This window comes from Bacillus sp. 1735sda2 (genome assembly GCF_024159245.1).
Taxonomy (GTDB): domain Bacteria; phylum Bacillota; class Bacilli; order Bacillales; family Bacillaceae; genus Bacillus; species Bacillus pumilus_O.
This window is the reverse complement of record NZ_JAMYWZ010000001.1, coordinates 1,897,356-1,920,592: the sequence shown is the minus strand read 5'-3', so window position 1 is coordinate 1,920,592 and position 23,237 is coordinate 1,897,356. Positions and strand designations below refer to the sequence as shown.

Here is a 23,237-nt window from a genome sequence, read left to right as displayed (position 1 = left end):
AGGGATGGGTTTGAGTTTTGCCGTTTTATCATTAATCATATTTTTATTAACTTTGGTATTGGTTATTTGGCAGCCAAAAAATTTATCCATAGGGTGGTCCGCATGTGGAGGAGCTATTTTAGCATTAATCGTAGGTGTTGTGAATGTTGACGATGTGATCACCGTGACAGGCATTGTTTGGAATGCGACTTTAGCTTTTGTCGCCATTATCGTCATTTCACTCATACTTGATCGAATCGGCTTTTTTGAATGGGCAGCATTGCATATGGCAAAGGCTGCAAAAGGCAGTGGGCTACGTATGTTTGTGTATGTGACCATCCTTGGTGCAATCGTCGCTGCTCTATTTGCAAACGATGGTGCAGCACTTATTTTGACACCCATTGTTTTAGCCATGGTCAGAGCATTAAACTTCAATGAAAAAATAGTATTCCCTTTTATTATCGCGAGTGGGTTTATTGCAGACACAACTTCACTGCCCCTTGTCGTTAGTAATTTAGTGAACATTGTAACAGCCGACTATTTTAACATTACGTTTATTGAATATGCATCCAGAATGGTTGTTCCAAACCTTTTTTCATTGCTTGCGAGTATCACTGTACTGTACCTTTTCTTTAGAAAGAGTATACCTAAATGCTATGATATGAATGATTTAAAACACCCGAGTGAAGCAATAAAAGATCCAAAGATGTTTAGATTATCTTGGTATATATTAGCTTTTTTATTGATTGGTTATTTTGCAAGCGAATTCTTATCTATACCTGTATCTGTCATAGCTGGTGTGATTGCCATTTTATTCTTGATCATTGCACAAAAAAGCCCTGCTGTTCAAACAAAAAGCGTTCTAAAAGAAGCTCCCTGGGCGATCGTTTTCTTTTCCATAGGTATGTACGTTGTTGTCTATGGCATGCGAAATGCAGGTCTTACTGATGCTCTTTCAAGCGTGATTCAAGCTGTAGCAGATCAAGGTTTATTAGCAGGGACTCTTGGTATGGGATTTATAGCAGCGATTCTTTCATCTGTCATGAATAATATGCCGACGGTCATGATCGATGCATTGGCCATATCCGGCACCGATACACAAGGAATGATGAGAGAAGCGTTAATATACGCAAATGTCATTGGTTCTGATTTAGGACCAAAAATTACGCCCATTGGCTCCTTAGCAACACTACTATGGCTCCACGTCCTTTCTCAAAAAGGTGTGAAGATTTCCTGGGGGACATATTTCAAAATAGGGGTCATTTTAACTGTACCAACACTATTCATTACACTTTTAGCATTGTATTTCTGGCTAATGATTATACATTAAAGGAGACGATCAACATGTCAAAGAAAACAATATACTTTTTATGTACCGGTAATTCTTGCCGCAGTCAAATGGCTGAAGGTTGGGCTAAAAAACATCTTGGAGATGAGTGGAAGGTCTATAGTGCTGGTATCGAAGCTCATGGATTAAATCCGAATGCTGTAAAAGCAATGAAAGAAATAGGGATTGATATTTCTAATCAAACGTCTGACCTGATTGATCAGAAAATATTGCATCACGCTGACTTAGTCGTAACACTATGCGGGGACGCAGCTGATAAATGCCCGATGACTCCACCTCATGTCAAACGTGTCCATTGGGGCTTTGATGATCCAGCAAAAGCAGAAGGAACAGAAGAAGAGAAGTGGGCATTTTTCCAAAGGGTAAGAGATGAAATTGGAGATCGATTGAAACAGTTTGCTGAGACTGGAGAATAGGTGCTGACTTTAAGGCGAATTCCATTGAAAATCTAATAATGAAGAGGGCCAAGTCACTGGCTCTCTTTTTTGCATTAATTAATAGATAAGACATAATCGTTCATAAGATTTATGTTATAGTTCTAAATTCATATTTTTATTGTAATAAATTGAAAATAATCATATAATAGGTAATGTTTAAAATGCTAATATTGGAGGTTTTATGTGGAAATTTAAAGAATTAATAACAGATAAACAATTTTTAACTTGGGCTATAGGCATCCTTCTTATAACTATACCAAGTTGTGTGGGTACGATCATTTCATTTCTAGACTTGGATGCTCGTAGTAGATTGATTATTTTGCTTATGGTAGTAGCATTATCACTAGTCATAATAATTTTTCGTTTCATTAGACTACTTTTTCTGAGTAACATCACTCTTAATCTCAATGGTTCCGAAGTTGAAATTAAAAAAGGTAATATTTTTGAAGTGCCACGAAATAATTATAAAGTTATAGCATTTAATGAGTTTTTTGACACTCAGGTAGATGACGTAATAATTGCTCGCGAAACATTAAATGGTCAGTATATAAATCGATATTATTCAGATCAAGATATCTCAAAGTTAGATCAGGAAATTAAAGATGACGTGAAACTTAAAATTGAAGAAAAGAATGTTGAAAGACCTCTTGGGGGAAAAACAACACGTTACACATTGGGATCAGTCTTTAAAGATATGGATTTTTTTCTTGTCGCTTTTTCGAAGTTCGATAGGGAGAATCGTGCCCATTTAAAGCTAAATGAATATGCGAGTTGCATGCTAAATGTATGGAATGAAGTCAATACTTTACATGCAAGCAAAGAAGTGTTTATTCCATTATTAGGTTCTGGGATAACAAGACATGTGGATTCTGATGTTGGAGTCAATGAACTATTACATATAATGTTGTGGACATTTCAAATCAGTAAAGTAAAGTTTAGAGAACCAGCCAAAGTTACAATTCTTTTATACAAAGATGATCACAAGAAGATTAATTTTTATAAGTTAAAGGAGTTTGAGAAGAATGGGTTATAGAAATGGAAATTATGCAGCATTCTATGTCAGTGAACCGTTTAATGAAAGCAGTTTAGGGGCTAATGCGACAAAGGATTTTGTGTCATATAACATGTTAAGAGCATGGAAAGGCAAAGATAGTAACTACCCATTTAATGACTCCCATGATAAGACGTACAATGTACGGGACGGAAGTGACTGGGATAAAACATTAAAGCCAAGATTAAGAAAAAGATTAGATCAATCAAAAAATATAATCTTCTTCTTAAGTAAGCATACTGAAAACAGCAAAGCTTTGCGAGAAGAAATTGATTACGGAATTAATGTGAAGGGGCTACCAGTTATCGTTGTATACCCTGAATTTACCGAAAAGAGTGACATCATCGACTGCACTACAAAGACTATCAGATCCGAAGTGGTAAACTTATGGAGTAGAGTCCCTATTTTTAATGACTCTATGTTAAAGGTACCAACTATTCATATTCCATACAAAAAACACCTAATTAAACAGACTTTAGAGGACAAAGATTTTATGGTTAATTCAAAAATCGCTGCAGGTTCGTATCATTTTTATCGATGTTAATATATTAAGGGGACTTTATTCAAGTCCTATAGGTAACTCATTTAGTCAATAATTAAATTCAAAAACTTTTATGACTGATTTAATTTATTGGACATAGAGGTTTTTGATTTTTAATATTACATACAAAAAGGTAGTTGGAGATGGATAAGAGGGAGTGTACAACAATGGATCCACTTTTACCTTCTAGTACATAAATCACATTGTTCTATCTAAGTCAAAAGGAGAGGTTATTTTTGAATGACAGTAGAAGGAAAGATATCCAACAAACAGGGCGTGAGTTAGCTCTTGATACTTTTTTAAATGTTAGTAGTGACACAGCTGCTGATGTTGCAAAGGAATCTTTAACAAGCATGACAGGTGATATTCTTGTTGATGCAGCGAGTTCACTAATTCCTGGGATCTCAGGTGCGGTTCAAAGTTATAAACGTGCCCGTTTTGAAAGAAACATCAAAACATTCACAGAAGAATTGCAATCTAAAATAGAGGAAATCCGTTTAAATCTAGAATCAAAAACATTTGAACAAAAAGAACAGATTGATCAGTTATTTCAATATGTGCTGGATTACGTTATAGACGAACAACAGGAAGAAAAAATACGATATATGGTAAATGGATTTGTGAATATTACTGAACATCACGATGTTTCGAATGACTTTATCCTAACCTATTACGACGTCTTAAAAGAACTTAGAATGGTGGATATATCTGTTCTTAGACTTATGTATGTTTCTTGTTATTCATTTGATCAAGAATCAAAAGAAACGTTTCAGATAATTATGGACAGACATGAGATAAGCTATGAGCAATATGAAGCAGTACGTAGAAATTTACTTAGGATAGGAGTGGTAACAACAAGAACCGAGTTGAAAATCACGGATGATCTTGAGGAAATTTCAAATGCATTTAAAGAACTATACTCCTTTTTAGACAAGTTAACAAATCCGAAGTTTAAACGTTCATTACCAAAATTAAAAGAACCAAAATTTAAGTCAAAAGACAATTTTGAGATCTCCAAGTTTGGACGTGATTTTGTAGAATTTTTCTTAGAGTCAGAACAACCAGAATAAACAATGGATCCATTTTTAATTCGAGGACAGGAAGGGGGTTCAGAATGAACCCTTGTTCACGTCCTGAATGGACCCTTATTCATGTCCCTGTACATCAGAACAACCAGTTAGTGAACAGGAGATTTAATGAATTTGTGTTTTGCTCTTAAATTTTGTAGGAATAATGGTAACAAGTATCACTGGTTAACAGTTATGAAGAAGAACAAATTAAATTACACTTAGGGAAAGTTGAAGATTTATGTACATTAAAAAACAATGGATCCACTTTTAGTTCATTAATGGATCCATGTTTACTTCGCTGTACAACAGGACCGTTGTACATGTCCGAAAGTATGTATTCTCATTTATTAGTTTACATAATATATATTCTAGGAAGTTAAACAATGAAAGCATTTCTTTTGTCTCAATTCTAAGTATACTTATCTTATTGAGACAAAAAAGAAAAATCAAAATCCTACGTTTATTCGCCAGATTTTGATTCATCCAGATACTTTATGATTTTCGCTGGATTTCCGCCAACCACGACATTTGCTGGGACACTTTTTGTCACAACGGCACCAGATGCTATGACAGCTGGATTAATAATAGCGCCGCCGCCAATCCATACGTGGTTTCCAATGGTGACTGGTTTACCAAATTCAATGCCTTTTGCACGTTCTATTGGATCAAGCGGATGACCAGCCGTATAAATATGTACATTCGGTCCTAATAAACAATGATGTCCAATGGCAATTTTGCATACGTCTAATAACACCGCATCAAAATTCGCAAAAAATGCTCGCCAACTTCGATATTGTATCCGTAATCACACTGCAGTCTTCCTTCAAAAACGACATCATCGCCGCAAGCACCTAATAATTCCTTTAAAATGGATGTTCTTTTTTCAGGCTGATTGGTTTGCTGATATGAAAATGTCAATTGTCTCGCTCTTTCTCGATCTGCGATCAAGGTTTCGTCACTAGATACATAATGTTCTCCTTGAATCATTTTTTCTTTCTCACTTTTCATATTGATCCTCTCCTCCCCTTCTATTTATCATATCACCTATATGTTTATTTTATCTTCTTATCAGAAGAATTGGGAAGGTATGAATTTTTTGCCTAAGATTGCCCCTGTTCCTGCCCCAAGTTATTTACGAATCGCCCTGTCTCATTTATAATCGAGTAGATTTGTTCAGGAACAGATACATCTTTAAATGTGAGGGATTTACATGGAATTAAAGTGGTATAAAGCCATCATTATCATTTTCACGATGTCTGGTATCTCCATTTCCACATGGTTTTCACGGACACCAGAAGTGAGAGATTTGTTACAAGCCAATACAGGAACGATGGGTCTTATCCTACTCGGCTTATCCGTTGGTTCAATTGTTGGACTTGTTCTTTCAAATGTATTTGTTCGAAAAAAAGGCGGACGAGTGGCGATTGTCATTAGTGCTTTTTTGATGTTTCTGGGGTTCATCACACTTGCTGTTGGTTCGACCCTCTCTTCTATCTTTGTCGTCACAGCCGGGCTATTTCTTTTTGGAGCAGGTTCAGGTATGTGCAATGTGGCGATGAACCTAGAAGGGACAGAAATTGAATATAGGATTAAGAAAACCATTTTGCCTATATTGCACGCTTCCTTTAGCATTGGTACTTTAATTGGAGCAGGAGCTGGCATTCTTTTTATCCATCTAGGGATCTCTGTGTTGAATCACTTACTTGTCATTGCCCTTCTTTTCTTTCTCAGCATCTTCATTTGTACCAAGTTTATTCCGCACGGGACTGGAATGGATCAGCATGAGAAGCACTCGCAGCCAGATACATTAGATCATCATCAAACGCCGTGGCTGAATAAACGAACAATCTCTCTTGCCATGATCGCCTTATGTCTTGCGTTTGTCGAAGGATCTGCTAATGACTGGATTCCACTTGCAATGGTGGATGGATACCAGGTTTCACATTCCATGAGTACAGTCATCTATGCGTTATTTTTATGCGGGATGATTAGCGGTAGATTAATTAGCGGACGTTTGATCGACCGTTTCGGCAGGGTGTTATTGCTAAGAGTTGCGATTGTATCAGCTGCTGCTGGACTATTCTTGGTCATTTTAAAGATCTCTCTTGTGGTATGCATGATATCGATCTTTTTATGGGGACTTGGCGCTTCTTTAGGCTTCCCACTAACCATTTCTGCTGCTGGTGATGATAGCCGGTATGCCGTGAAACGAGTCAGCATTGTGACCTTATCAGGTTACACCGCCTCTCTTTCTGGTCCGCCTATATTAGGGCTTCTTGCAAATCAAGTTGGACTGCTTCACGCCTTTATTTTTGTTTTATTCGCCATATGTATAGCGGGAATCTTTACAAAAGCTGTCGCAAAACCGCATGCATCACAAATTCACTAAAAGTGTCTGATCCTCGATCATGGCACTTTTTTTAAATTTAAAAAATAAAATTGAAACCTTTCATGAAGTGAAACAGTCCTATAAATGTCCTGATGTTTATCGCTTTTTTAAAGAGGGAAAGTAAAAAAATAAGACTTTTCAAATAACAGAAAACGTGGTAAGATCATGAAAATAAACAGGAAGGGGTGAGATAAATGAAAAAAAATATGCTGCTAAAATTAGCTGTCTTATTCATAGCACTCGCAAGTTTTCATTTGTTCTCAATGCCTCATTCCGTTCAGGTATACCATCATGCAAAGGTGGTTGCCGATCAAGAATCACATGAGATGAAAATCGCTCAGACTATGGGCGATGAAAAGAAACAAAAACATGTGAGCGCAGTATTTGCCGCATTTACAGTACTGCTGATGATTGGCAGTATGACAGCTGGATTTGCACGCATCACTCATACTGATCAATATGACCGGAAAAAGAAGCATTTACTTGCAGTGTTCTATCAATCTTCTTATTTGCGACTATCTCGTGTTTAACCCAACCATTTAAATCAAAACAAAAATTGGGAGGTTTTACACGATGTTATTTTTCTTAAGAGTATTCATTCTAGGTCTATTCTCTGTCACTTCACTTTCTCTTTTCGTTTACCAAGGAATTGAAGTAGTTCACGCCATTACAAGCATGTTTGGCAACCACGAGAGCTAAGGCCTGTATATATAAGAAACCCCCTGCTGATCGCAGGGGGTTTTCGTTTGCTTATTTATTGTCATCTGGTGCAGGTTGAGGTGCGACAAGAACATGTGTTACTTCTCCCTGCTCTTCCTCATCTACAATAAATGATCCATTGCTATAGCGGTCATTCGCTCTTAGAGTAGAGATATCAAGTGGAATTGTTGCACCCTTCTCTGTATCAATCTCAAGTGTATCGTGCAGTGATGCAGCGATGACAGACACAATACGATGCGGGTTTTTCTTTAATTCTCTAAGCATCAGAACTCCGCGTTTGGCTCTAGATGTTTTATCAAATTCAGAGAGGTTCATTCGCTTCACAGCCCCTCTTTGCGTCGTCAGCACGAGGACATCGTTCTTTGGATCAATGATCTGGCCAGAGACTACTTCGTCCCCATCCTTCAAGTTGATGCCTTTGACACCAGCCGCTCTCGGACCAACAACACTTACTTCTTCTTCATCAAACCACAAACCATAACCATTTTTCGTCGCAATAAACAATTCCTGCTGTCCTGTTGTCACATGGACATCTACGAGCTCATCGTCCCCTTTTAGATTCAAGGCGACAAGCGGTTTTGAATAGCGCTGCGCTTTATATTGAAGAAGCTCTGTTTTCTTCACCATTCCGCCTTTTGTAAAGAACAGAAGATAAGATGTTTCATCAAATTCTTTAATTGGAATGGCTTTTTGGATAGATTCATCACGGTCAATCGAAATGATATTCGTAATATGCTGTCCCATGTCTTTCCAGCGTATGTCTGGCAGCTGATGCACAGGACAATAAATGTAGCTCCCTTTATTCGTGAATAGTAGGAGGACATCCGTTGTATTCATTTCAAACTGATGAATCAGGCGGTCTGTATCCTTCATGCCAAAGTCCTTACCGTTAGAAGCAGCATAGGAGCGCTGACTTGTCCGTTTGATGTACCCATCCTTCGTCACCGTGACGTAAACATCCTCTGAGGCAATCATTACTTCTAGGTTAATCTTAATTTCTTCAATTTTTTCCTCAATGACAGATCGTCTGTCATCAGCATATGTCTTTTTGAGCTTTTTCAAACTGTTTGTAATGACCTTTAACAGCTTTTTCTCGTTACCTAAAATGTCTTCAAGTTCTGCAATACGCACATCAAGCTCATTCGCTTCGTCTCTTAATTGCGTAATATCTGTATTCGTTAAACGATATAACTGGAGGGACACAATCGCTTCTGATTGTGCTTCTGTAAAGTCATATTTCTCCATCAAATTGTTTTTCGCATCTCGCTTATCATTAGAGGAGCGAATTGTGGCAATGACTTCATCTAAGATAGATAGCGCCTTAATTAATCCATCTACAATATGGTGGCGTTCCTTCGCTTTTCGAAGCTCGTATGCTGAACGGTTCGTCACCACTTCTTTTTGATGGGCAATATATGCATCAAGTATAGTTGTCAGTGTCATTAAGGTTGGTCTACGATTATGTATCGCTACCATATTAAAGTTATATGGAATTTGCAGATCTGAGTTTTTATATAAGAAATTCAAAACACCATTTGCATCTGCTTCTTTTTTCAGCTCTACTACGATTCGAAGGCCAGTCCTGTCAGTCTCGTCTCGAACCTCTGAAATTCCTTCCACTTTTCTTTCAATTCGGAACTCGTCCATCTTTTTGACAAGGTTGGCTTTATTCACTTCATAAGGAATCTCTGTGATCACAATTTGCTGGCGTCCGCCGCGGATGGTTTCAATCTCCGCTTTTCCGCGAATCATGATCTTTCCTTTGCCTGTTTCATAAGCCTTTTTAATGCCGTCTACCCCTTGAATAATTCCGCCTGTTGGGAAATCTGGACCTTTGATGACTGTCATTAAGTCCTCAACCGTACAATGCGGCTGTTCGATTCGTTTAATGACACCATCAATCACTTCTCCTAGATGATGCGGCGGGATATCAGTAGCATAACCAGCAGAAATACCTGTTGACCCATTCACAAGAAGGTTTGGGAACATCGCTGGTAAAACAACAGGCTCCTTGCTTGTATCATCAAAGTTTGCGACAAACTCGACCGTTTCCTTGTCTAAGTCCTTTAAGAGCTCTGAAGCAATCGCAGATAGCCTTGCTTCCGTATAACGCATGGCAGCAGGCGGATCACCATCGATACTCCCGTTATTTCCATGCATCTCAATGAGCACATTCCGCACTTTCCAATCCTGACTCATTCTCACCATCGCTTCATAAACAGATGAGTCTCCGTGCGGATGATAGTTACCAATCACGTTACCGACTGTTTTCGCAGCTTTACGGAAGTTTTTATCTTGCGTGTTTCCTTCTGCGTACATCGCATATAAGATTCTTCGTTGTACAGGCTTTAATCCATCTCGCGCATCTGGCAGCGCACGGTCTTGGATAATATATTTACTATAGCGACCAAACCGGTCTCCGATGACTTCTTCTAATGGTAAATCATGAAATCGTTCTTGTTGTGCCATGTTTAAACCTCCTCAGCTAGCGACAAGTTTTCATTTTCAAGAATGTTACTTTCCTCATCAAGTCCAAAGGCGACATTCTTCTCAATCCATTTACGACGTGGTTCTACTTTGTCACCCATTAATGTCGTGACGCGGCGTTCCACTCGTGCAGCATCGTCGATTTTGACTCTGACAAGTGTTCTCGATTCTGGATTCATTGTCGTTTCCCATAGCTGGTCGGCGTTCATTTCACCTAAACCTTTATAGCGCTGAATCGTGTACCCTTTTCCAACTTTCTTCAGTACGTCATCCATTTCTTCATCAGACCATGCATACTCAATCACTTCCTTTTTCCCTGAGCCTTTGCTGACTTTATATAAAGGCGGTAGTGCAATAAACACTTTGCCATGCTCAATCAGCGGCTTCATATAGCGGTAGAAGAATGTGAGCAGAAGCACTTGAATATGCGCTCCATCTGTATCAGCATCTGTCATGATCACGATTTTGTCATAATTGATGTCTTCTACATTAAAATCGACACCGACGCCTCCACCGATCGCATGAATAATGGTGTTGATTTCTTCATTTTTGAAAATATCAGCAAGTTTCGCTTTTTCTGTGTTAATGACCTTTCCACGAAGCGGCAGCACCGCTTGGAATTTACGGTCACGTCCTTGTTTTGCTGACCCGCCTGCTGAGTCTCCCTCTACTAGGTACAACTCGTTTCTTGCCGGGTTTCTAGATTGAGCAGGTGTTAATTTTCCGCTCAGGGTTGCTTCGGACTTCTTCCGTTTCTTCCCGCTCCTTGCTTCTTCACGTGCTCTTCTAGCAGCTTCTCTTGCCTGCTGCGCTTTAATCGCTTTTCTCACAAGAAGAGTTGCTGTTTCTCGGTTTTCTTCAAGGAAATAAGCTAGCTTTTCAGAAATAACAGCATCAACAGCTGAGCGAGCCTCACTTGTCCCAAGCTTTCCTTTTGTCTGACCTTCAAATTGAAGCAGTTCTTCAGGAATTCTGACAGAAATAATAGCAGACAGCCCCTCGCGAATATCAGTGCCCTCTAAGTTTTTGTCTTTTTCTTTTAAAAGGGCGACTTTGCGCGCATATTCATTAAAGGCTCTCGTCATTGCCGTTTTAGCACCAGACTCATGTGTACCGCCATCTTTTGTTCTCACGTTATTGACGAAAGAAAGAATATTTTCCGAGTAGCCATCATTGAATTGAAATGCAAAATCTACTTCAATGGATTGATGCTCTCCTTCAAATGAGACCACTTCACTCAGAACATCTTTTTCTTCATTTAAATAAGCAACGAAGGCTTCAATGCCTGTTTCATAATAAAAGGTTTCTTGTACATCATGTCGTTCATCAATCAGCTCTATTTTTAATCCTTTTAATAAAAAGGCAGATTCTCTTAAACGTTCTGATAACGTATCGAAATTATAAGTGGTGACACTAAACATGGAGCGATCTGGTTTAAAATGAATCAGTGTTCCGGTTTTTTTTGTTTTTCCGACTTTTTCAAGTGACGTCACAGGTTTTCCGCCGTTTTCAAACCGCTGATGATAGATATAGCCATCACGTTCAATTGTGACAGTAAGCCACTCTGACAGCGCGTTTACAACAGACGCCCCAACTCCGTGAAGCCCACCACTTGTTTTATATCCGCCTTGACCAAATTTTCCGCCTGCGTGAAGGACCGTTAAAATGATCTCGGGTGTCGGTTTTCCAAGCTTATGCATACCAGTAGGCATTCCACGTCCTTTATCCTGGACGGAAATGCTGTTATCTTTATGTATTTTGACAACGATATGATCTCCATGGCCAGCGAGTACTTCATCGACAGAGTTGTCTACAATCTCATAGACAAGGTGATGAAGGCCGCGTGAATCCGTTGACCCAATATACATTCCCGGACGTTTACGGACCGCTTCAAGTCCCTCTAGCACCTGAATAGAATCATCGTTATAATCTACTTGCTGCTTTTTAACCAAATGCTTAATCCCCTTTCACTAACAAACATAACCGGCAAATCATCAAATGATCTCTCTAGATTTTAATGATGATCATGCTGCTCATTACTGTCCACTTTAATAAGCTGCATCATCACCATGCATGTGTTTCAACAAAACATGCTCCTTTGCACGGCTATGAGAACTAGAAGTCCATTATAAACAAGACTGTTTGATAAGCCAAATGCAATCATATGATGATTTTTACAAAACAGAACAAATGTTCTATCTTTATCTTATCGCTCTTTTTGTTGATATGCAAGATCACCGATATGTCCCTGTCGCCTTATTTTATCGCTTTCTTCTAGAATCGCAAATATATTTCTGCAACAAAAAAGCAAAAATCCTTGAAAACCAAGGATTTTTGACGATTTAATGAGTTTTTGTCATTGCATGAGCTACCTTGATACATAAATCCATGATGGCAACCCTGCCATTTTCCTCAATTAGCCTTTTCGCTTCTTCGTGATAGATGCCTTGCTGCGCCCAAAAAACAGGTGCGTCGATTTCAAGAAATTCTTCTACCACTTCGGGCAAAAACTCTGAACGTCTGAAAACATTCACGATATCAACAGGCTCTTTGATCTCTTTTAGTGAAGCGACTGCTTTCACACCAAGTGCTTCATCGATCGTTGGATTCACCGGAATGATCTCATAACCGGCATCCTGCATCGCTTTAGATACCATATATGACGTTCGGTGCGGCTGATCTGATAATCCAACAACAGCAATTCGTTTACTGCTCTTTAAAATACGACCAATTTCTTGTTTCGAAGGATGATTCATCCAAACACCCCTTTTCTTCTATTTTAGCGAACTTCTGCTTAAAAACAAAGCTGAATCCATCTGCATTTGATTTTTTCAAAAAAAGATCCCCATGTTTTTCATAAGATCATGTTAAAATGTAAGACAAGAGGGAGAATATAAAGGAGTTATGCAGATGTTAATTGCTTTGATGTTTATTTTGGCTTATCTTCTCGGCAGTATTCCATCCGGTCTCATTGTCGGGAAAGCTGCAAAGGGTATTGATATCCGTGAACATGGCAGCGGCAACCTAGGTGCGACGAATGCATTTCGTACGCTTGGCGTAAAAGCAGGGTCTATTGTTATTTCTGCTGATATATTAAAAGGGACTCTCGCTTCTGCTTTACCGTTTTTCATGCAACTGGACATGCATCCCTTATTAGCGGGGGTTGCTGCTGTTATCGGACACAGCTTTCCTATCTTTGCAAAATTTAAAGGGGGAAAAGCAGTCGCTACATCTGGCGGCGTGTTATTATTTTATGCCCCATTCTTATTTATCACGATGATCGCTGCTTTTTTCTTATTTTTATACATTAGTAAATATGTTTCATTATCATCTATGCTGACCGGCATCTATACATTCATTTACAGCATATTCACCAAAGATGTATTTTTAATCATTGTTGTTGCCGTTCTTGCTGGTTTTGTGATCTACAGACACATCGCCAACCTCAAACGAATCCTCAACAAAACTGAACCGAAAATCAAATGGCTCTAGCCGTTTCATAAGTTTCATTCTGTGGTAAAAGTAAAGAAAAGCTGTTTTTTGCATCCTGCATTTTAAAAAAACAGCATAACTTCAAAAAAGGGGCGATCACATTGAAATTAACGATTAAAGAAGATGCACTCAATTGGTACAAGGATGAATTAGATTTAGAAAAAGGTGATCAAGTTCGCTTTTTTGTGAGATATGGCGGGTGCAGTAATGTACAAAAAGGCTTTTCTCTCGGCGTCGCAAAAGATGAACCTCAAAATGCCGGCGCAACCGCTGAAATAGAAGGTATTACTTTCTTCGTGGAAGAAAGTGATATGTGGTATTTTGACAACCATGATCTGCATATTGATTATAACGAGTCTGTAAAAGAACCAGAATTTCATTATGAATAAACAAAAAAGATACCTCATCCCTCGGGTATCTTTTTTGTTTTATCCTTCAATATATAGCCCATATTCCTGAATGTTTCCTAAAGACCGCTCCTTTTGCAGGATTCTTTTTTGCGTTTCACCGATTAAGTCAAAGTGAGGAAACCCTACGCGATCGTGAATCCATTCTTTTTTGAGTCCATGTTTTTCTCCCCATTCAATTAACTGCTTCATATCCTGACAGGCTGCTTTAGTAACGGTATTGGCATGCGGGAAACGGTCATCAAGCCAATAATGGGTTAAAAACGCCATTTCTCCTTGCTGAACAGCTGATTTCCACGCATTTAAATCGCTTCTTTTAATACCAAACGCCATGAATTAAACCTGCTTCTTCGACTGTTCATATACTTTGTGCCAGGCAGGAAATGCTTTTCTAAATTGAATAGGTCTAAAGGTGTCTTTGTCTACACAGATATGCGAGGTTGTCCCTGTAATCGCTGTTTTTCCATCAGGCTTTTGAATTTCGTAGCCATATACCGTTTTGAGTCCATTGTATTCTTCAATCCAAGTATGAACTGTTGCTGTTTCACCGTACAGGAGTGGTTTTTTATATTTCACCTGCAAATCTATAACGGGTGCAAGAGCGCCTTCTGCTTCTAGCTGTGCATAGGAAAATCCTAATTCTTTAATCAGGGCTGTTCTGCCGACTTCCATCCAGATTAAATAATTGGCATGATACACAATGCCCATTTGGTCTGTTTCCGCATAACGGACTTCTATTTCTTTTTTAGATACATACACGTTTTCATCGCTCTCCTATCAAAACCTAAGGTCTCTGCCATTTTACCACAATCGAAATGGTTCTTCTAAAAGGAGGCAATAAAATAAACCAGGAATCCCTGGTTTATTCAGTATAGCCATTTTTTCTTGCTGCTTCTTCGTCCTTAATCTCCGAACGCATAGCATCAATGCTCATTTTTCGATTTTCATTTTTTTGCTTGATCATCTGTTTTTCTTGATCTGTCGAAAGGGCCATCGCTGCTTCAGATTCATCGATATTGTCAAGGGTGTTTTCGATCATATCTTGCAGCTTTTCAACATTATCAGAACGATCATCTGGATTGGATTGATATGACTTTTCATTCATCTTAATACCCTCCTTATTCGCCCTTCGTCTGGATCACATCAGGCTGTTCATTTGATTTATTATGCATCTTTTTACCTTTATTGCGTTTGTATGCGACAGGTTTTGTCCCTAAATGGTCTGGTGTAAACTGCGCTTGTTTATCATGCTCTCTACCCATCATTCATCCCTCCCTCCTCTTTAGGATGAACGAAAAAGGAGAATTCATAACTTATTTCTGTCTAAAACGCTCTTCCAACTTTTCTTCAAGCTGGTTTAAAAATTCCTCATTGCTTAATAATTCTTTTTTATTTTCAAGTACAAGCTCTTCAAATGTACGTCGTTTTCTTCTTCTCATTGTACTCACCTCCAGTAGTTGTATTTCATTTTCGCCAAAACATTTAGAAAATAAGCAAAAAAGCTGAATCATTATAGATCCAGCTCTTGCTCAATTTCTTTTTTTGTCAGCATTTGATGCTTCACAGACATGATACGTCCTTTTTCATCTAATATGTATGTCGTGGGGTAAGAAAGCACTTGATATCGTGCTTGAATGCCTTTTTGATCCAATAAAATAGGAAAACTCAGCTTTAATTCATCTGCAAATGCTGCAACATGATCTACACTTTTTTCAGTGGTCGTCAAATTCACTGCAAGTACTTCGACTTGATCATATTCGCTTCTAATTGCGTCTAGATCCGGCATTTCTGTCCTGCATGGCTTACACCATGTCGCCCAAAAATTGACGAGCACCTTTTTCCCTTGATAATCAGATAACGAGGCCGTTTGACCGTCTAGGGTTTTCAGTTCAAAATCAGGGGCTTGATCCCCATTTTCAAGACCGATTGCGGGCTCTTTTGGTTCAAGTAAATTCCACACAAGTAAACCAATCAACAAAAGTAAAACAGCGCTTGCTATTCCTTTTTTCCACATGATGGATCCTCCACTATTTTTAAAAAAAGAAGAGAAAGCTGTCTAGGCGCCTTCTCTTCTTTGCTGTATGAGTATTAGTTGCTTGCCAATTTTTCACGAAGTACCATTTGAAGGATACCGCCATGACGATAGTAGTCAATTTCGACTTCACTATCAAAACGAACAACCACTTCAAATGTTTTCTCATTGCCATCTGTATCAATTGCTTTGACAGTGACAAGATCACGTGGACGAACAGTTTCATCAACATGAACTTCAAATGTTTCTGTTCCTGTTAGACCATAAGTTTCTGCACTTTCTCCGTCTTTAAACTGTAAAGGAAGTACACCCATGAAGACAAGGTTACTTCTGTGGATACGCTCAAAGCTTTCAGCTAGAACAAATTTAATTCCAAGAAGGTTTGTTCCTTTTGCAGCCCAGTCACGTGAAGAACCCATTCCGTAGTCTTTACCTGCTAAGATCGCAAGACCGGTACCATCTTCTTTATAACGCATGCATGCATCATAAATGGATGTTACTTCACCAGTTGGCCAATAAGTTGTATATCCGCCTTCTGTTCCTGGTGCGATTTGGTTCTTAATACGGATGTTTGCAAAAGTACCTCTCATCATGACATGGTGGTTACCACGGCGAGATCCGTATGAGTTAAAGTCTCTAGGCGATACGCCTCTTTCTTGCAAGTATTTACCCGCAGGTGTGTCTTTACCAATTGCTCCAGCTGGAGAAATATGGTCAGTCGTCACAGAGTCACCGAACTTGGCAACGACGCGCAAGCCTTTAAGCGGTTCAACCTTACCAGGTTCAACTGATAGGTTTTCAAAGAATGGCGGGTTATCAATGTATGTGGAATTTTCATCCCATTTGTACAATGCATCATCCGTCGTTTTAATTTCATTCCAGCGCTCATTGTTGTCAAAAACAGTTTCATACTCTGAACGGAAGAGTTCAGGTGTAACTGTGCTTTTCACGACACTGTTGATTTCGTCCATTGATGGCCAAATGTCATTGAAATAAACGTTCTCACCATTTTTGTCCACACCGATAGGATCTTTTGTTAAATCGATATTGACCGTACCAGCAAGTGCATACGCCACAACTAATGGTGGAGATGCAAGGTAGTTTCCTTTCACAAGCGGATGGATACGTCCTTCAAAGTTACGGTTACCTGATAAAACAGAAGTGATCAGCAGATCATTTTCAGAGACAGCATCCTCAATTTCTTGTGCAAGCGGTCCTGAGTTTCCGATACATGTTGTACAGCCATACCCAACGATATTAAACCCGAGGTCTCTTAAGTATGGAAGAAGTCCTGAGTTCACGAGGTACCCTGTCACAACCTTAGAACCTGGTGCTAGTGACGTTTTCACGTAGTTTGGCACCTTCATACCAAGCTCACTTGCTTTCTTCGCAACAAGACCTGCTCCGATTAAGACGTATGGGTTCGATGTATTCGTACAGCTCGTAATCGCTGCAATCGCAATTGCACCTGTCTTCATCACAGCTTTTTCACCATTTGCTAGATCAAATTCAATTTGTTTATCCAGCTCTGATTTTTCTAAGCCAAACCCTTGGTTACCAGCTGGGCTTTCAATGTGCTCATGGAAAGTCTCTTTCATTTTAGAAAGTGGAATCAAATCTTGTGGACGCTTTGGACCAGATAAGTTTGATTCAATTTGAGAAAGATCAATTTCCACAACATCCGTAAAAATTGGCTCTTCTGCATCTGGCGTATAGAATAAGCCATTTGCGCGAGAATATTCTTCAACGATATTAATTTGCTCTTCATCGCGTCCAGTCAGGCGAAGGTAAGCAAGAGCTTCCTCATCTACTGGGAAGAATCCGCAAGTAGCCCCGTATTCAGGCGCCATGTTCGCAATCGTTGCACGATCCGCTAACGGCAGCTGTGCAACGCCTGGTCCGAAGAATTCAACAAATTTGTTCACTACGCCTTTTTCACGAAGAACTTGTGTCACTTTTAGTGCAAGGTCAGTTGCAGTCGTTCCGTTTGGAAGCTCTCCAACTAATTTAGCACCAATGACTTCTGGTACTGGGAAGTATGAAGGCTGACCTAGCATACCAGCTTCCGCTTCAATACCACCAACGCCCCATCCAAGTACGCCGATCCCATTGATCATGGTTGTATGAGAGTCAGTACCAACCAATGTATCTGGATAAGTGATGATCTCGCCATCTTCTTCAATCGCATGAACAACACTTGCAAGGTACTCTAAGTTTACTTGGTGAACAATTCCTGTTGCAGGCGGAACAGCTTGATAATTATTAAACGCTTTCTTTGCCCAGCTAAGGAAGTTATAACGCTCTGCGTTACGTTCGAATTCTAAATCCATGTTAATGTTTAATGCATCTTCAGTTCCAGCTTTATCAACTTGTACTGAGTGGTCAATGACAAGGTCAACTGGAATTTCAGGGTTGATTTTATCCGGATCCCCACCTACATCTGCCATTGCTTTTCTTAAAGAAGCAAGGTCAACGACGGCTGGTACACCCGTGAAGTCTTGTAAAATAACACGAGAAGGTTTGAATGGAACATCGATTTCTTTGACCTCGGCAGTTCCCCATTTTGCCAAGTTTTCAACGTGTTCCTTTTTGATCACTCTACCGTCTACTTGGCGAAGCACTGATTCTAAAAGTACCTTAATGGAATAAGGCAGCTTAGAAACATTTCCAATTCCTTGTTTCTCTAGTGCTTCTAACGAATAATAGTGATACGTTTTCCCATTTGTCGAAAACGTTTTTCTAGATTGAAAAGCGTCTTGTTTAGCGACTTGCTGCTGTTTCGACATATCCAAAATCCCCCTTTTGATGATCAAGATCAATTTCAATTCTCAGAAAAATCGTCGTATTTCACCACAATTTTCTCACAATTTCATCTTAAAACAAATTCATACATAAGTAAATAACAATGCTTTTATTAAATTCAATAAGTTTATCTTATCATTAGGAAATGATTACTCTTCATAATCGAGGCAGAGCGGGTTCATACTACAATTGAGGTGATAGAACATGACAAAACGTAAAGCCAATCATGTGATTAACGGCATGAACGCAGCCAAAAGCCAAGGAAATGGTGCAGGCTATATTGAAGATGATCAGCTCGTTTTAACAGCAGAACAAAGACAAAACAATAAAAAACGTAAAAAAAATCAATAAGAAAGGAGCCAGTATCATGACGAATAAAAACACAGGAAAAGACATCCGTCAAAACTCGCCTAAAGAACATCAAAGCGGACAGCCTGAGCCATTATCAGGCAGTAAAAAAGTGAAGAACCGTAACCATACAAGACAAAAGCACAATTCTCATCACGATATGTAAGCATTCTCCTCTCATCCCGTTGCAAAGCGGGATGTTTTAGGTCTTTCACACATTTCAGTTCTCAACATATTATTTATTATGAGATGTGATGGAGGAGTGTTTATGGAGAATGAAAAGCAATCGAATTCCTCTGATTTTCTTGAAATAGACGATTGGCTCAATGTTTTAATGGACGATCCATTTGCCTGGTATGATGAACACCTCCCAATTGACCTTTATGAAACAAGCCGTGATTATATTGTTGAGATTGATGTCTCTACTCTGTCGATCACTGATGTAAAGCTGACCTTCGCTGGACATGAGCTCACTCTCACTTACACTGTACAAAAGCCAAATGATCAAGGCGAACAGCCAATTGGAAAAAGTGTCATGCTCCCTTTTTGCTTGAACGACAAAGAGATTGAAACAGAATACGAAAACCGAATCATTTCGATAAGAATTAAAAAAAGTTCTGACCATTCAAGCGGTGCATTTTCTTTTCAAATCCCGCATTTCAAACATTAAGAGCCCACCTTCATTTGGTGGGCTCTCTTCCGTTCGTGTCAAGTCAATACCTTTTGCGAACCACCATGGCCAAATAGTAGAATCGCTATATGATAAGGTATTCTTTTTCTACTAGATGGTTTGGGTCTTTCTAGTAAATGGGCACTTATGACTGAAAAAAGGCGTTCATAGAGATAAGAGACATACATTTTTGTTATTTTCTTCTATCATCTCTTCATGTAAAATAAGATAGAGATACTAGGGGTATAAGGAGTGAGAACATGTTAAGCGGCTGGTTTTTGTGGTTCATTTTATTTTGGGGTACGGTGATGATCGGATTACTCGCAATCGGTGGCTTTTTTATGTTTCGCAAATTTCTAAAACGATTGCCGAAGGAAGATGGGAAATCAGAGCTTGATTGGCAGGATGAATATATTCAAAAGAGCCTCCATTTATGGCGGGAAGAAGACAAACAGCTTTTAAATGAACTTGTCTTACCTGTTCCAGAACTGTTTAGAGATGTCGCCAAAGAAAAAATTGCAGGAAAAATTGGCGAGTTGGCATTAAAAGAACAAGCTGCCAGCATTAATTTAGACTTAATCATTCGCGGCTATATTATCGCTACACCAAAGCGTGATCATAAGTTTTTATTGAAGCGTCTTCAAGAAAAAAACATCGATCATACGCCATATGAAGCATTATTAAAATAACCTCCTTATAAAAGGAGGTTTAATTCATTTGAACCTGTTGTGGATCTAACTGCTTAGACATCTTTCTAAACGACAAATACATGGCAACGCGCCAAGGCACAATCATGCCAAAGGCAAGTATCCAAAACATTCCGCTTAGAGAGCCATAATCAATAGAAGAACTCAGGATCGTCTTCATTCCGATACGAAGAACAAGAAGTCCAATGAGAATAAACACAAATGCTTTTGACCGCTTTAAGTAAATCTCATTCCCTCTAATTTCAAACTTTGATGTTTTGATTAAAAAGATGGAGAAAAACATCCCCACTGTGATTGCCTCGAGAAATTCAGCCCCAGTTACCTGAAACATTGGAACAAAAAACATCAAAGCTCCAGTGCTCATGAAAATAGGAGGTAATATAATTTTTTTTGCAGTTGCCGGTTTTGCAGATGACTTAATGCGAATAAACATGACAGCTACCGCCATACATACCGCAATTATAGAAGAGATTAAGACCATCATATCAAATCATTCCTTTATTCTTTAAGGTCAGCCTATGTATAATATACTCCAATTGACGAAAAAAAACCATTCGCCGCGACTGTAGAAAACGATTTCAAAAGCCAGTAAATCCGCCAAATAAGGAAGAGAACATGATGATAATCCATGTGAGAAGATCAAAGAACAGCAATAACCCTACCACAATCATAATGATCCCACCAATTTTCATGATAAGCTGCTGACGCTTTCTGATCCATGCCATTTTCGTGATGAAGAAAGATAGAATAAAAAACGGGACGGCAAAGCCAAGGACATATGCAATCATATAAGGCACAGCCGACTCTGGATTGTTACTAGCAAGCGCGATAACGGCAGATAAAATTGGTCCTGTACAAGGTGTCCATCCAGCGGCAAAGCCCATTCCGATGAGAATCGACCCAAAAAAACCCGCAGGTCGGTTTTTGAACTGCATTCTCTTTTCTCCCATGAGGAATGAAGGCTGAAATACCCCGAGCGTCATAAAGCCAAAGAAAATAATAAGAATGGCTCCAACCTGACGAATGGCTTGATGGTAATCATCAAAAAACTTCCCAACAAACGATGTCCCAAAGCCAATCGCAATAAAGATAATAGAGAACCCAACTAAAAAGAATAAAGTATGAAGTAGACTTCTTCTTCTCAGCATCACCTTCTCAGATTTCACTTCATCCATACTAACACCCGTAATATAAGATAAAAAGGCTGGATAAAGCGGCAGACAGCATGGTGAGATAAAAGAAAGGAACCCTGCTCCAAAGGCTAAAAAGAAATTCAAATCTGTCAAAAGAACACCCCCTTCTTACAATATACAATAAGAGATGACAAAATCATTTCATTTTTTTTACATCCTCTCAATAAAGATGGTCTATTCTCTTAAAACCTTATATAATTTAATTTGACATCAAGATAACGAATCCTTTAAATTTGAAAATAAACCTTAAAATGGATATAATAGAATCGATTCTTTTTATCAAGATTTGCATGAAAGGAACATGACTTTGGTAAAAACATCATTATTAACTCAAATCGAAGAAAAAAGAGAAGAGCTGATGAAAGTTGTCTTGCACAATGGGATGACATCAACAGTGACCATCGAACATAGCCAGCAGCTAGATCATCTCCTCTTACAATATCAACGACACTTACACTCAAACTCAGCCAACTAATCATATCTCATGGAATTTGTCATGCCGCACGATTTTTAGATCAGTTGATATGTGTGAACATAAACGAAACAAAACCTCTGATCACAGGGGTTTTTGTTTTTTTAGAAGGAAGTTGAAGCCAAAATAAAAACCACCTTCCCTGCTTCATTTAGGCAAGTACAGTGGTTTTAAAGCGTCTGATGAAGGTGAATTCAATAAAGAAGGGACAACGCTTGTCCATTCTTTATAACCATGTTCCATCTATGATCATAATATCGTACGTATTATTTCGCTTGGTTGTTCATGGCTTTCATCATTTGATTGATTTTCTTCTGGGACGGTTTCATGCCCATTTGCATCATCATCATTCGAAGCATTTGTTCATTAATTGGTGGATTCTTTTTCAAGTAGCTCATCATATACTTACGAGCAATAAAGAATCCGAGTGCAACTCCTGCAAGCAGTGCAACAACGCCTACAAGGATGACAACCCATAAATCCATAATTCTTCCTCCTTCATGTTGTCTCGTATAAAGTGTACTAAACAAAAGGCTATTATACAACATTTCGCGTTCAATTTTATTTTTTTAAACAAAATTCCTCACTTTTACCGGATTGAGCCACCCGTGCTTCTTTGAACCGAAGTCCATCGCAAGGAAGCAAGGACTAATTTTTCTCAGCACTTCAAAAAACACTGCTTCTGCTTCATAACTGCCGGTGGCAGACATTTGGATATAGCGATCTTTTATGATAAATGCAGCCGTTCCTTTTCCATCAGGTAAGGAAGCGCTGTATATCGAGCCAATTTGTGTATAGTGAATATTCGTTAAGTTGTTCATTAATCGCTGGTGCATATGAAAAGCAGGGATTCGTTTCGTCACGTAATCCACTTGTTTCACAAGCATCACCAATTCATCTTCCGTGCGATTCGTCCAGTGTAACGACTCAAACAAATGAAACAAAATTGATTCTCTACCAAAATAATGATGCGCAAATTCATCCTCAATCCAATAAATATAATAATGGCGTTCCATGTCTATCCCTTCCTTTCACATTTCGTCAATCTCGTATATTGCTTGTATTATACAAAAATGTGAAAGAAAGAATTGT

Annotated in this window: 29 protein-coding genes and 1 pseudogene; 15 read left to right on the top strand and 15 right to left on the bottom strand. The window is 38.8% G+C overall.

The window, feature by feature from the left end:
• Window positions 1-10: 10 nt before the first annotated feature.
• The 5 genes from NKR21_RS09915 (at window position 11) to NKR21_RS09895 (ending at window position 4,426) form a co-directional block, all read left to right on the top strand.
• On the top strand, window positions 11-1,309 hold the full coding sequence (locus tag NKR21_RS09915) for an arsenic transporter (RefSeq protein WP_144456574.1): 1,299 nt from the start codon (window positions 11-13) through the stop codon (window positions 1,307-1,309).
• A 14-nt stretch (window positions 1,310-1,323) separates the two neighbouring features.
• The gene (gene arsC / locus NKR21_RS09910; RefSeq protein ID WP_034325128.1) at window positions 1,324-1,743 is read left to right on the top strand and encodes an arsenate reductase (thioredoxin); all 420 of its coding nucleotides are present in this window, start codon (window positions 1,324-1,326) and stop codon (window positions 1,741-1,743) included.
• 202 nt (window positions 1,744-1,945) lie between these two features.
• Entirely contained in the window at window positions 1,946-2,797 is an 852-nt protein-coding gene (gene thsA / locus NKR21_RS09905; protein ID WP_053069923.1) for a Thoeris anti-phage system NAD(+) hydrolase ThsA, read from the top strand.
• Window positions 2,787-3,359 (top strand): Thoeris anti-phage system ThsA activator ThsB, encoded by a 573-nt coding sequence (thsB, locus tag NKR21_RS09900; protein WP_144456576.1) that lies wholly within the window; start codon window positions 2,787-2,789, stop codon window positions 3,357-3,359. The genes thsA and thsB overlap by 11 nt, the downstream gene beginning before the upstream one ends.
• Before the next feature lie 233 nt (window positions 3,360-3,592).
• Window positions 3,593-4,426: a hypothetical protein gene (locus NKR21_RS09895; protein ID WP_144456578.1), complete on the top strand. Its 834-nt coding sequence runs from the start codon at window positions 3,593-3,595 to the stop codon at window positions 4,424-4,426.
• A gap of 460 nt (window positions 4,427-4,886) precedes the next feature.
• Here NKR21_RS09895 and NKR21_RS09890 read toward each other — a convergent pair.
• A pseudogene (locus NKR21_RS09890) lies at window positions 4,887-5,434 on the bottom strand (sugar O-acetyltransferase).
• A 202-nt stretch (window positions 5,435-5,636) separates the two neighbouring features.
• On the opposite strand from NKR21_RS09890, the gene NKR21_RS09885 reads away from it, so the two are divergent.
• The 3 genes from NKR21_RS09885 to NKR21_RS21185 all read left to right on the top strand — a co-directional run bounded on the left by NKR21_RS09885 (window position 5,637) and on the right by NKR21_RS21185 (window position 7,514).
• On the top strand, window positions 5,637-6,815 hold the full coding sequence (locus NKR21_RS09885; RefSeq protein ID WP_144456580.1) for an MFS transporter: 1,179 nt from the start codon (window positions 5,637-5,639) through the stop codon (window positions 6,813-6,815).
• Window positions 6,816-7,009: 194 nt separating this feature from the next.
• Window positions 7,010-7,345, top strand: coding sequence for a hypothetical protein (locus NKR21_RS09880; protein WP_144456582.1), 336 nt, complete (start codon window positions 7,010-7,012; stop codon window positions 7,343-7,345).
• A gap of 43 nt (window positions 7,346-7,388) precedes the next feature.
• Window positions 7,389-7,514 (top strand): hypothetical protein, encoded by a 126-nt coding sequence (locus NKR21_RS21185; protein WP_008343787.1) that lies wholly within the window; start codon window positions 7,389-7,391, stop codon window positions 7,512-7,514.
• A gap of 51 nt (window positions 7,515-7,565) precedes the next feature.
• On the opposite strand, the gene parC is transcribed toward NKR21_RS21185, so the two are convergent.
• The 3 genes from parC to NKR21_RS09865 form a co-directional block, all read right to left on the bottom strand.
• On the bottom strand, window positions 7,566-10,004 hold the full coding sequence (gene parC / locus NKR21_RS09875; RefSeq protein WP_088002818.1) for a DNA topoisomerase IV subunit A: 2,439 nt from the start codon (window positions 10,002-10,004) through the stop codon (window positions 7,566-7,568).
• Window positions 10,005-10,006: 2 nt separating this feature from the next.
• Complete coding sequence (gene parE, locus NKR21_RS09870; protein WP_012010116.1) at window positions 10,007-11,974, bottom strand: DNA topoisomerase IV subunit B; 1,968 nt, start codon at window positions 11,972-11,974, stop codon at window positions 10,007-10,009.
• A 390-nt stretch (window positions 11,975-12,364) separates the two neighbouring features.
• Window positions 12,365-12,778, bottom strand: a complete 414-nt coding sequence (locus NKR21_RS09865) for a CoA-binding protein (RefSeq protein WP_144456584.1) — start codon at window positions 12,776-12,778, stop codon at window positions 12,365-12,367.
• Window positions 12,779-12,932: 154 nt separating this feature from the next.
• Here NKR21_RS09865 and plsY point away from each other — a divergent pair, with 154 nt between their 5' ends.
• Both plsY and NKR21_RS09855 read left to right on the top strand, forming a co-directional pair.
• The gene (gene plsY, locus NKR21_RS09860) at window positions 12,933-13,514 is read left to right on the top strand and encodes a glycerol-3-phosphate 1-O-acyltransferase PlsY (protein ID WP_144456586.1); all 582 of its coding nucleotides are present in this window, start codon (window positions 12,933-12,935) and stop codon (window positions 13,512-13,514) included.
• A 101-nt stretch (window positions 13,515-13,615) separates the two neighbouring features.
• Window positions 13,616-13,903 (top strand): HesB/YadR/YfhF family protein, encoded by a 288-nt coding sequence (locus tag NKR21_RS09855; protein ID WP_012010113.1) that lies wholly within the window; start codon window positions 13,616-13,618, stop codon window positions 13,901-13,903.
• A gap of 39 nt (window positions 13,904-13,942) precedes the next feature.
• On the opposite strand, the gene NKR21_RS09850 is transcribed toward NKR21_RS09855, so the two are convergent.
• The 7 genes from NKR21_RS09850 to acnA all read right to left on the bottom strand — a co-directional run bounded on the left by NKR21_RS09850 (window position 13,943) and on the right by acnA (window position 18,739).
• Window positions 13,943-14,254, bottom strand: coding sequence for a hypothetical protein (locus NKR21_RS09850; protein WP_012010112.1), 312 nt, complete (start codon window positions 14,252-14,254; stop codon window positions 13,943-13,945).
• A 3-nt stretch (window positions 14,255-14,257) separates the two neighbouring features.
• Entirely contained in the window at window positions 14,258-14,680 is a 423-nt protein-coding gene (locus tag NKR21_RS09845; RefSeq protein WP_012010111.1) for an acyl-CoA thioesterase, read from the bottom strand.
• A 103-nt stretch (window positions 14,681-14,783) separates the two neighbouring features.
• Entirely contained in the window at window positions 14,784-15,026 is a 243-nt protein-coding gene (gene tlp / locus NKR21_RS09840; protein WP_012010110.1) for a small acid-soluble spore protein Tlp, read from the bottom strand.
• Window positions 15,027-15,039: 13 nt separating this feature from the next.
• A complete protein-coding gene (locus NKR21_RS09835) occupies window positions 15,040-15,183 on the bottom strand; it encodes an acid-soluble spore protein N (protein ID WP_008357830.1) in 144 nt (47 codons plus the stop codon).
• Window positions 15,184-15,234: 51 nt separating this feature from the next.
• Complete coding sequence (locus NKR21_RS09830; protein WP_003211002.1) at window positions 15,235-15,360, bottom strand: FbpB family small basic protein; 126 nt, start codon at window positions 15,358-15,360, stop codon at window positions 15,235-15,237.
• Window positions 15,361-15,431: 71 nt separating this feature from the next.
• Window positions 15,432-15,935: a TlpA family protein disulfide reductase gene (locus NKR21_RS09825; protein ID WP_012010108.1), complete on the bottom strand. Its 504-nt coding sequence runs from the start codon at window positions 15,933-15,935 to the stop codon at window positions 15,432-15,434.
• Between the two features lie 74 nt (window positions 15,936-16,009).
• A complete protein-coding gene (gene acnA / locus NKR21_RS09820; RefSeq protein ID WP_012010107.1) occupies window positions 16,010-18,739 on the bottom strand; it encodes an aconitate hydratase AcnA in 2,730 nt (909 codons plus the stop codon).
• 220 nt (window positions 18,740-18,959) lie between these two features.
• Between acnA and sspO the strand changes: the two genes are divergently transcribed.
• The 4 genes from sspO to NKR21_RS09800 all read left to right on the top strand — a co-directional run bounded on the left by sspO (window position 18,960) and on the right by NKR21_RS09800 (window position 20,462).
• The gene (sspO, locus tag NKR21_RS09815; protein WP_012010106.1) at window positions 18,960-19,106 is read left to right on the top strand and encodes a small acid-soluble spore protein O; all 147 of its coding nucleotides are present in this window, start codon (window positions 18,960-18,962) and stop codon (window positions 19,104-19,106) included.
• 16 nt (window positions 19,107-19,122) lie between these two features.
• A complete protein-coding gene (locus NKR21_RS09810; RefSeq protein WP_012010105.1) occupies window positions 19,123-19,269 on the top strand; it encodes a small acid-soluble spore protein P in 147 nt (48 codons plus the stop codon).
• A gap of 102 nt (window positions 19,270-19,371) precedes the next feature.
• The gene (locus NKR21_RS09805; RefSeq protein WP_144456588.1) at window positions 19,372-19,773 is read left to right on the top strand and encodes an Hsp20/alpha crystallin family protein; all 402 of its coding nucleotides are present in this window, start codon (window positions 19,372-19,374) and stop codon (window positions 19,771-19,773) included.
• Window positions 19,774-20,033: 260 nt separating this feature from the next.
• Window positions 20,034-20,462: a DUF2621 domain-containing protein gene (locus NKR21_RS09800; protein WP_044141405.1), complete on the top strand. Its 429-nt coding sequence runs from the start codon at window positions 20,034-20,036 to the stop codon at window positions 20,460-20,462.
• A 19-nt stretch (window positions 20,463-20,481) separates the two neighbouring features.
• Here the strand turns inward: NKR21_RS09800 and NKR21_RS09795 are convergent, their stop codons facing one another.
• Together NKR21_RS09795 and NKR21_RS09790 are read right to left on the bottom strand one after the other, a co-directional pair.
• Window positions 20,482-20,964 carry a CcdC family protein gene (locus NKR21_RS09795; RefSeq protein ID WP_012010103.1) on the bottom strand — a complete coding sequence of 161 codons (483 nt, stop codon included), beginning with the start codon at window positions 20,962-20,964 and terminating at the stop codon, window positions 20,482-20,484.
• Window positions 20,965-21,058: 94 nt separating this feature from the next.
• Entirely contained in the window at window positions 21,059-21,766 is a 708-nt protein-coding gene (locus NKR21_RS09790) for a cytochrome c biogenesis CcdA family protein (protein ID WP_012010102.1), read from the bottom strand.
• 208 nt (window positions 21,767-21,974) lie between these two features.
• On the opposite strand from NKR21_RS09790, the gene NKR21_RS09785 reads away from it, so the two are divergent.
• On the top strand, window positions 21,975-22,148 hold the full coding sequence (locus tag NKR21_RS09785; RefSeq protein ID WP_369810454.1) for an aspartyl-phosphate phosphatase Spo0E family protein: 174 nt from the start codon (window positions 21,975-21,977) through the stop codon (window positions 22,146-22,148).
• Between the two features lie 263 nt (window positions 22,149-22,411).
• Here NKR21_RS09785 and NKR21_RS09780 read toward each other — a convergent pair whose 3' ends face one another.
• Together NKR21_RS09780 and sirA are read right to left on the bottom strand one after the other, a co-directional pair.
• Window positions 22,412-22,630, bottom strand: a complete 219-nt coding sequence (locus NKR21_RS09780) for a YneF family protein (RefSeq protein ID WP_003212379.1) — start codon at window positions 22,628-22,630, stop codon at window positions 22,412-22,414.
• Between the two features lie 84 nt (window positions 22,631-22,714).
• Entirely contained in the window at window positions 22,715-23,161 is a 447-nt protein-coding gene (gene sirA / locus NKR21_RS09775) for a sporulation inhibitor of replication protein SirA (protein ID WP_012010100.1), read from the bottom strand.
• Window positions 23,162-23,237: the final 76 nt, after the last annotated feature.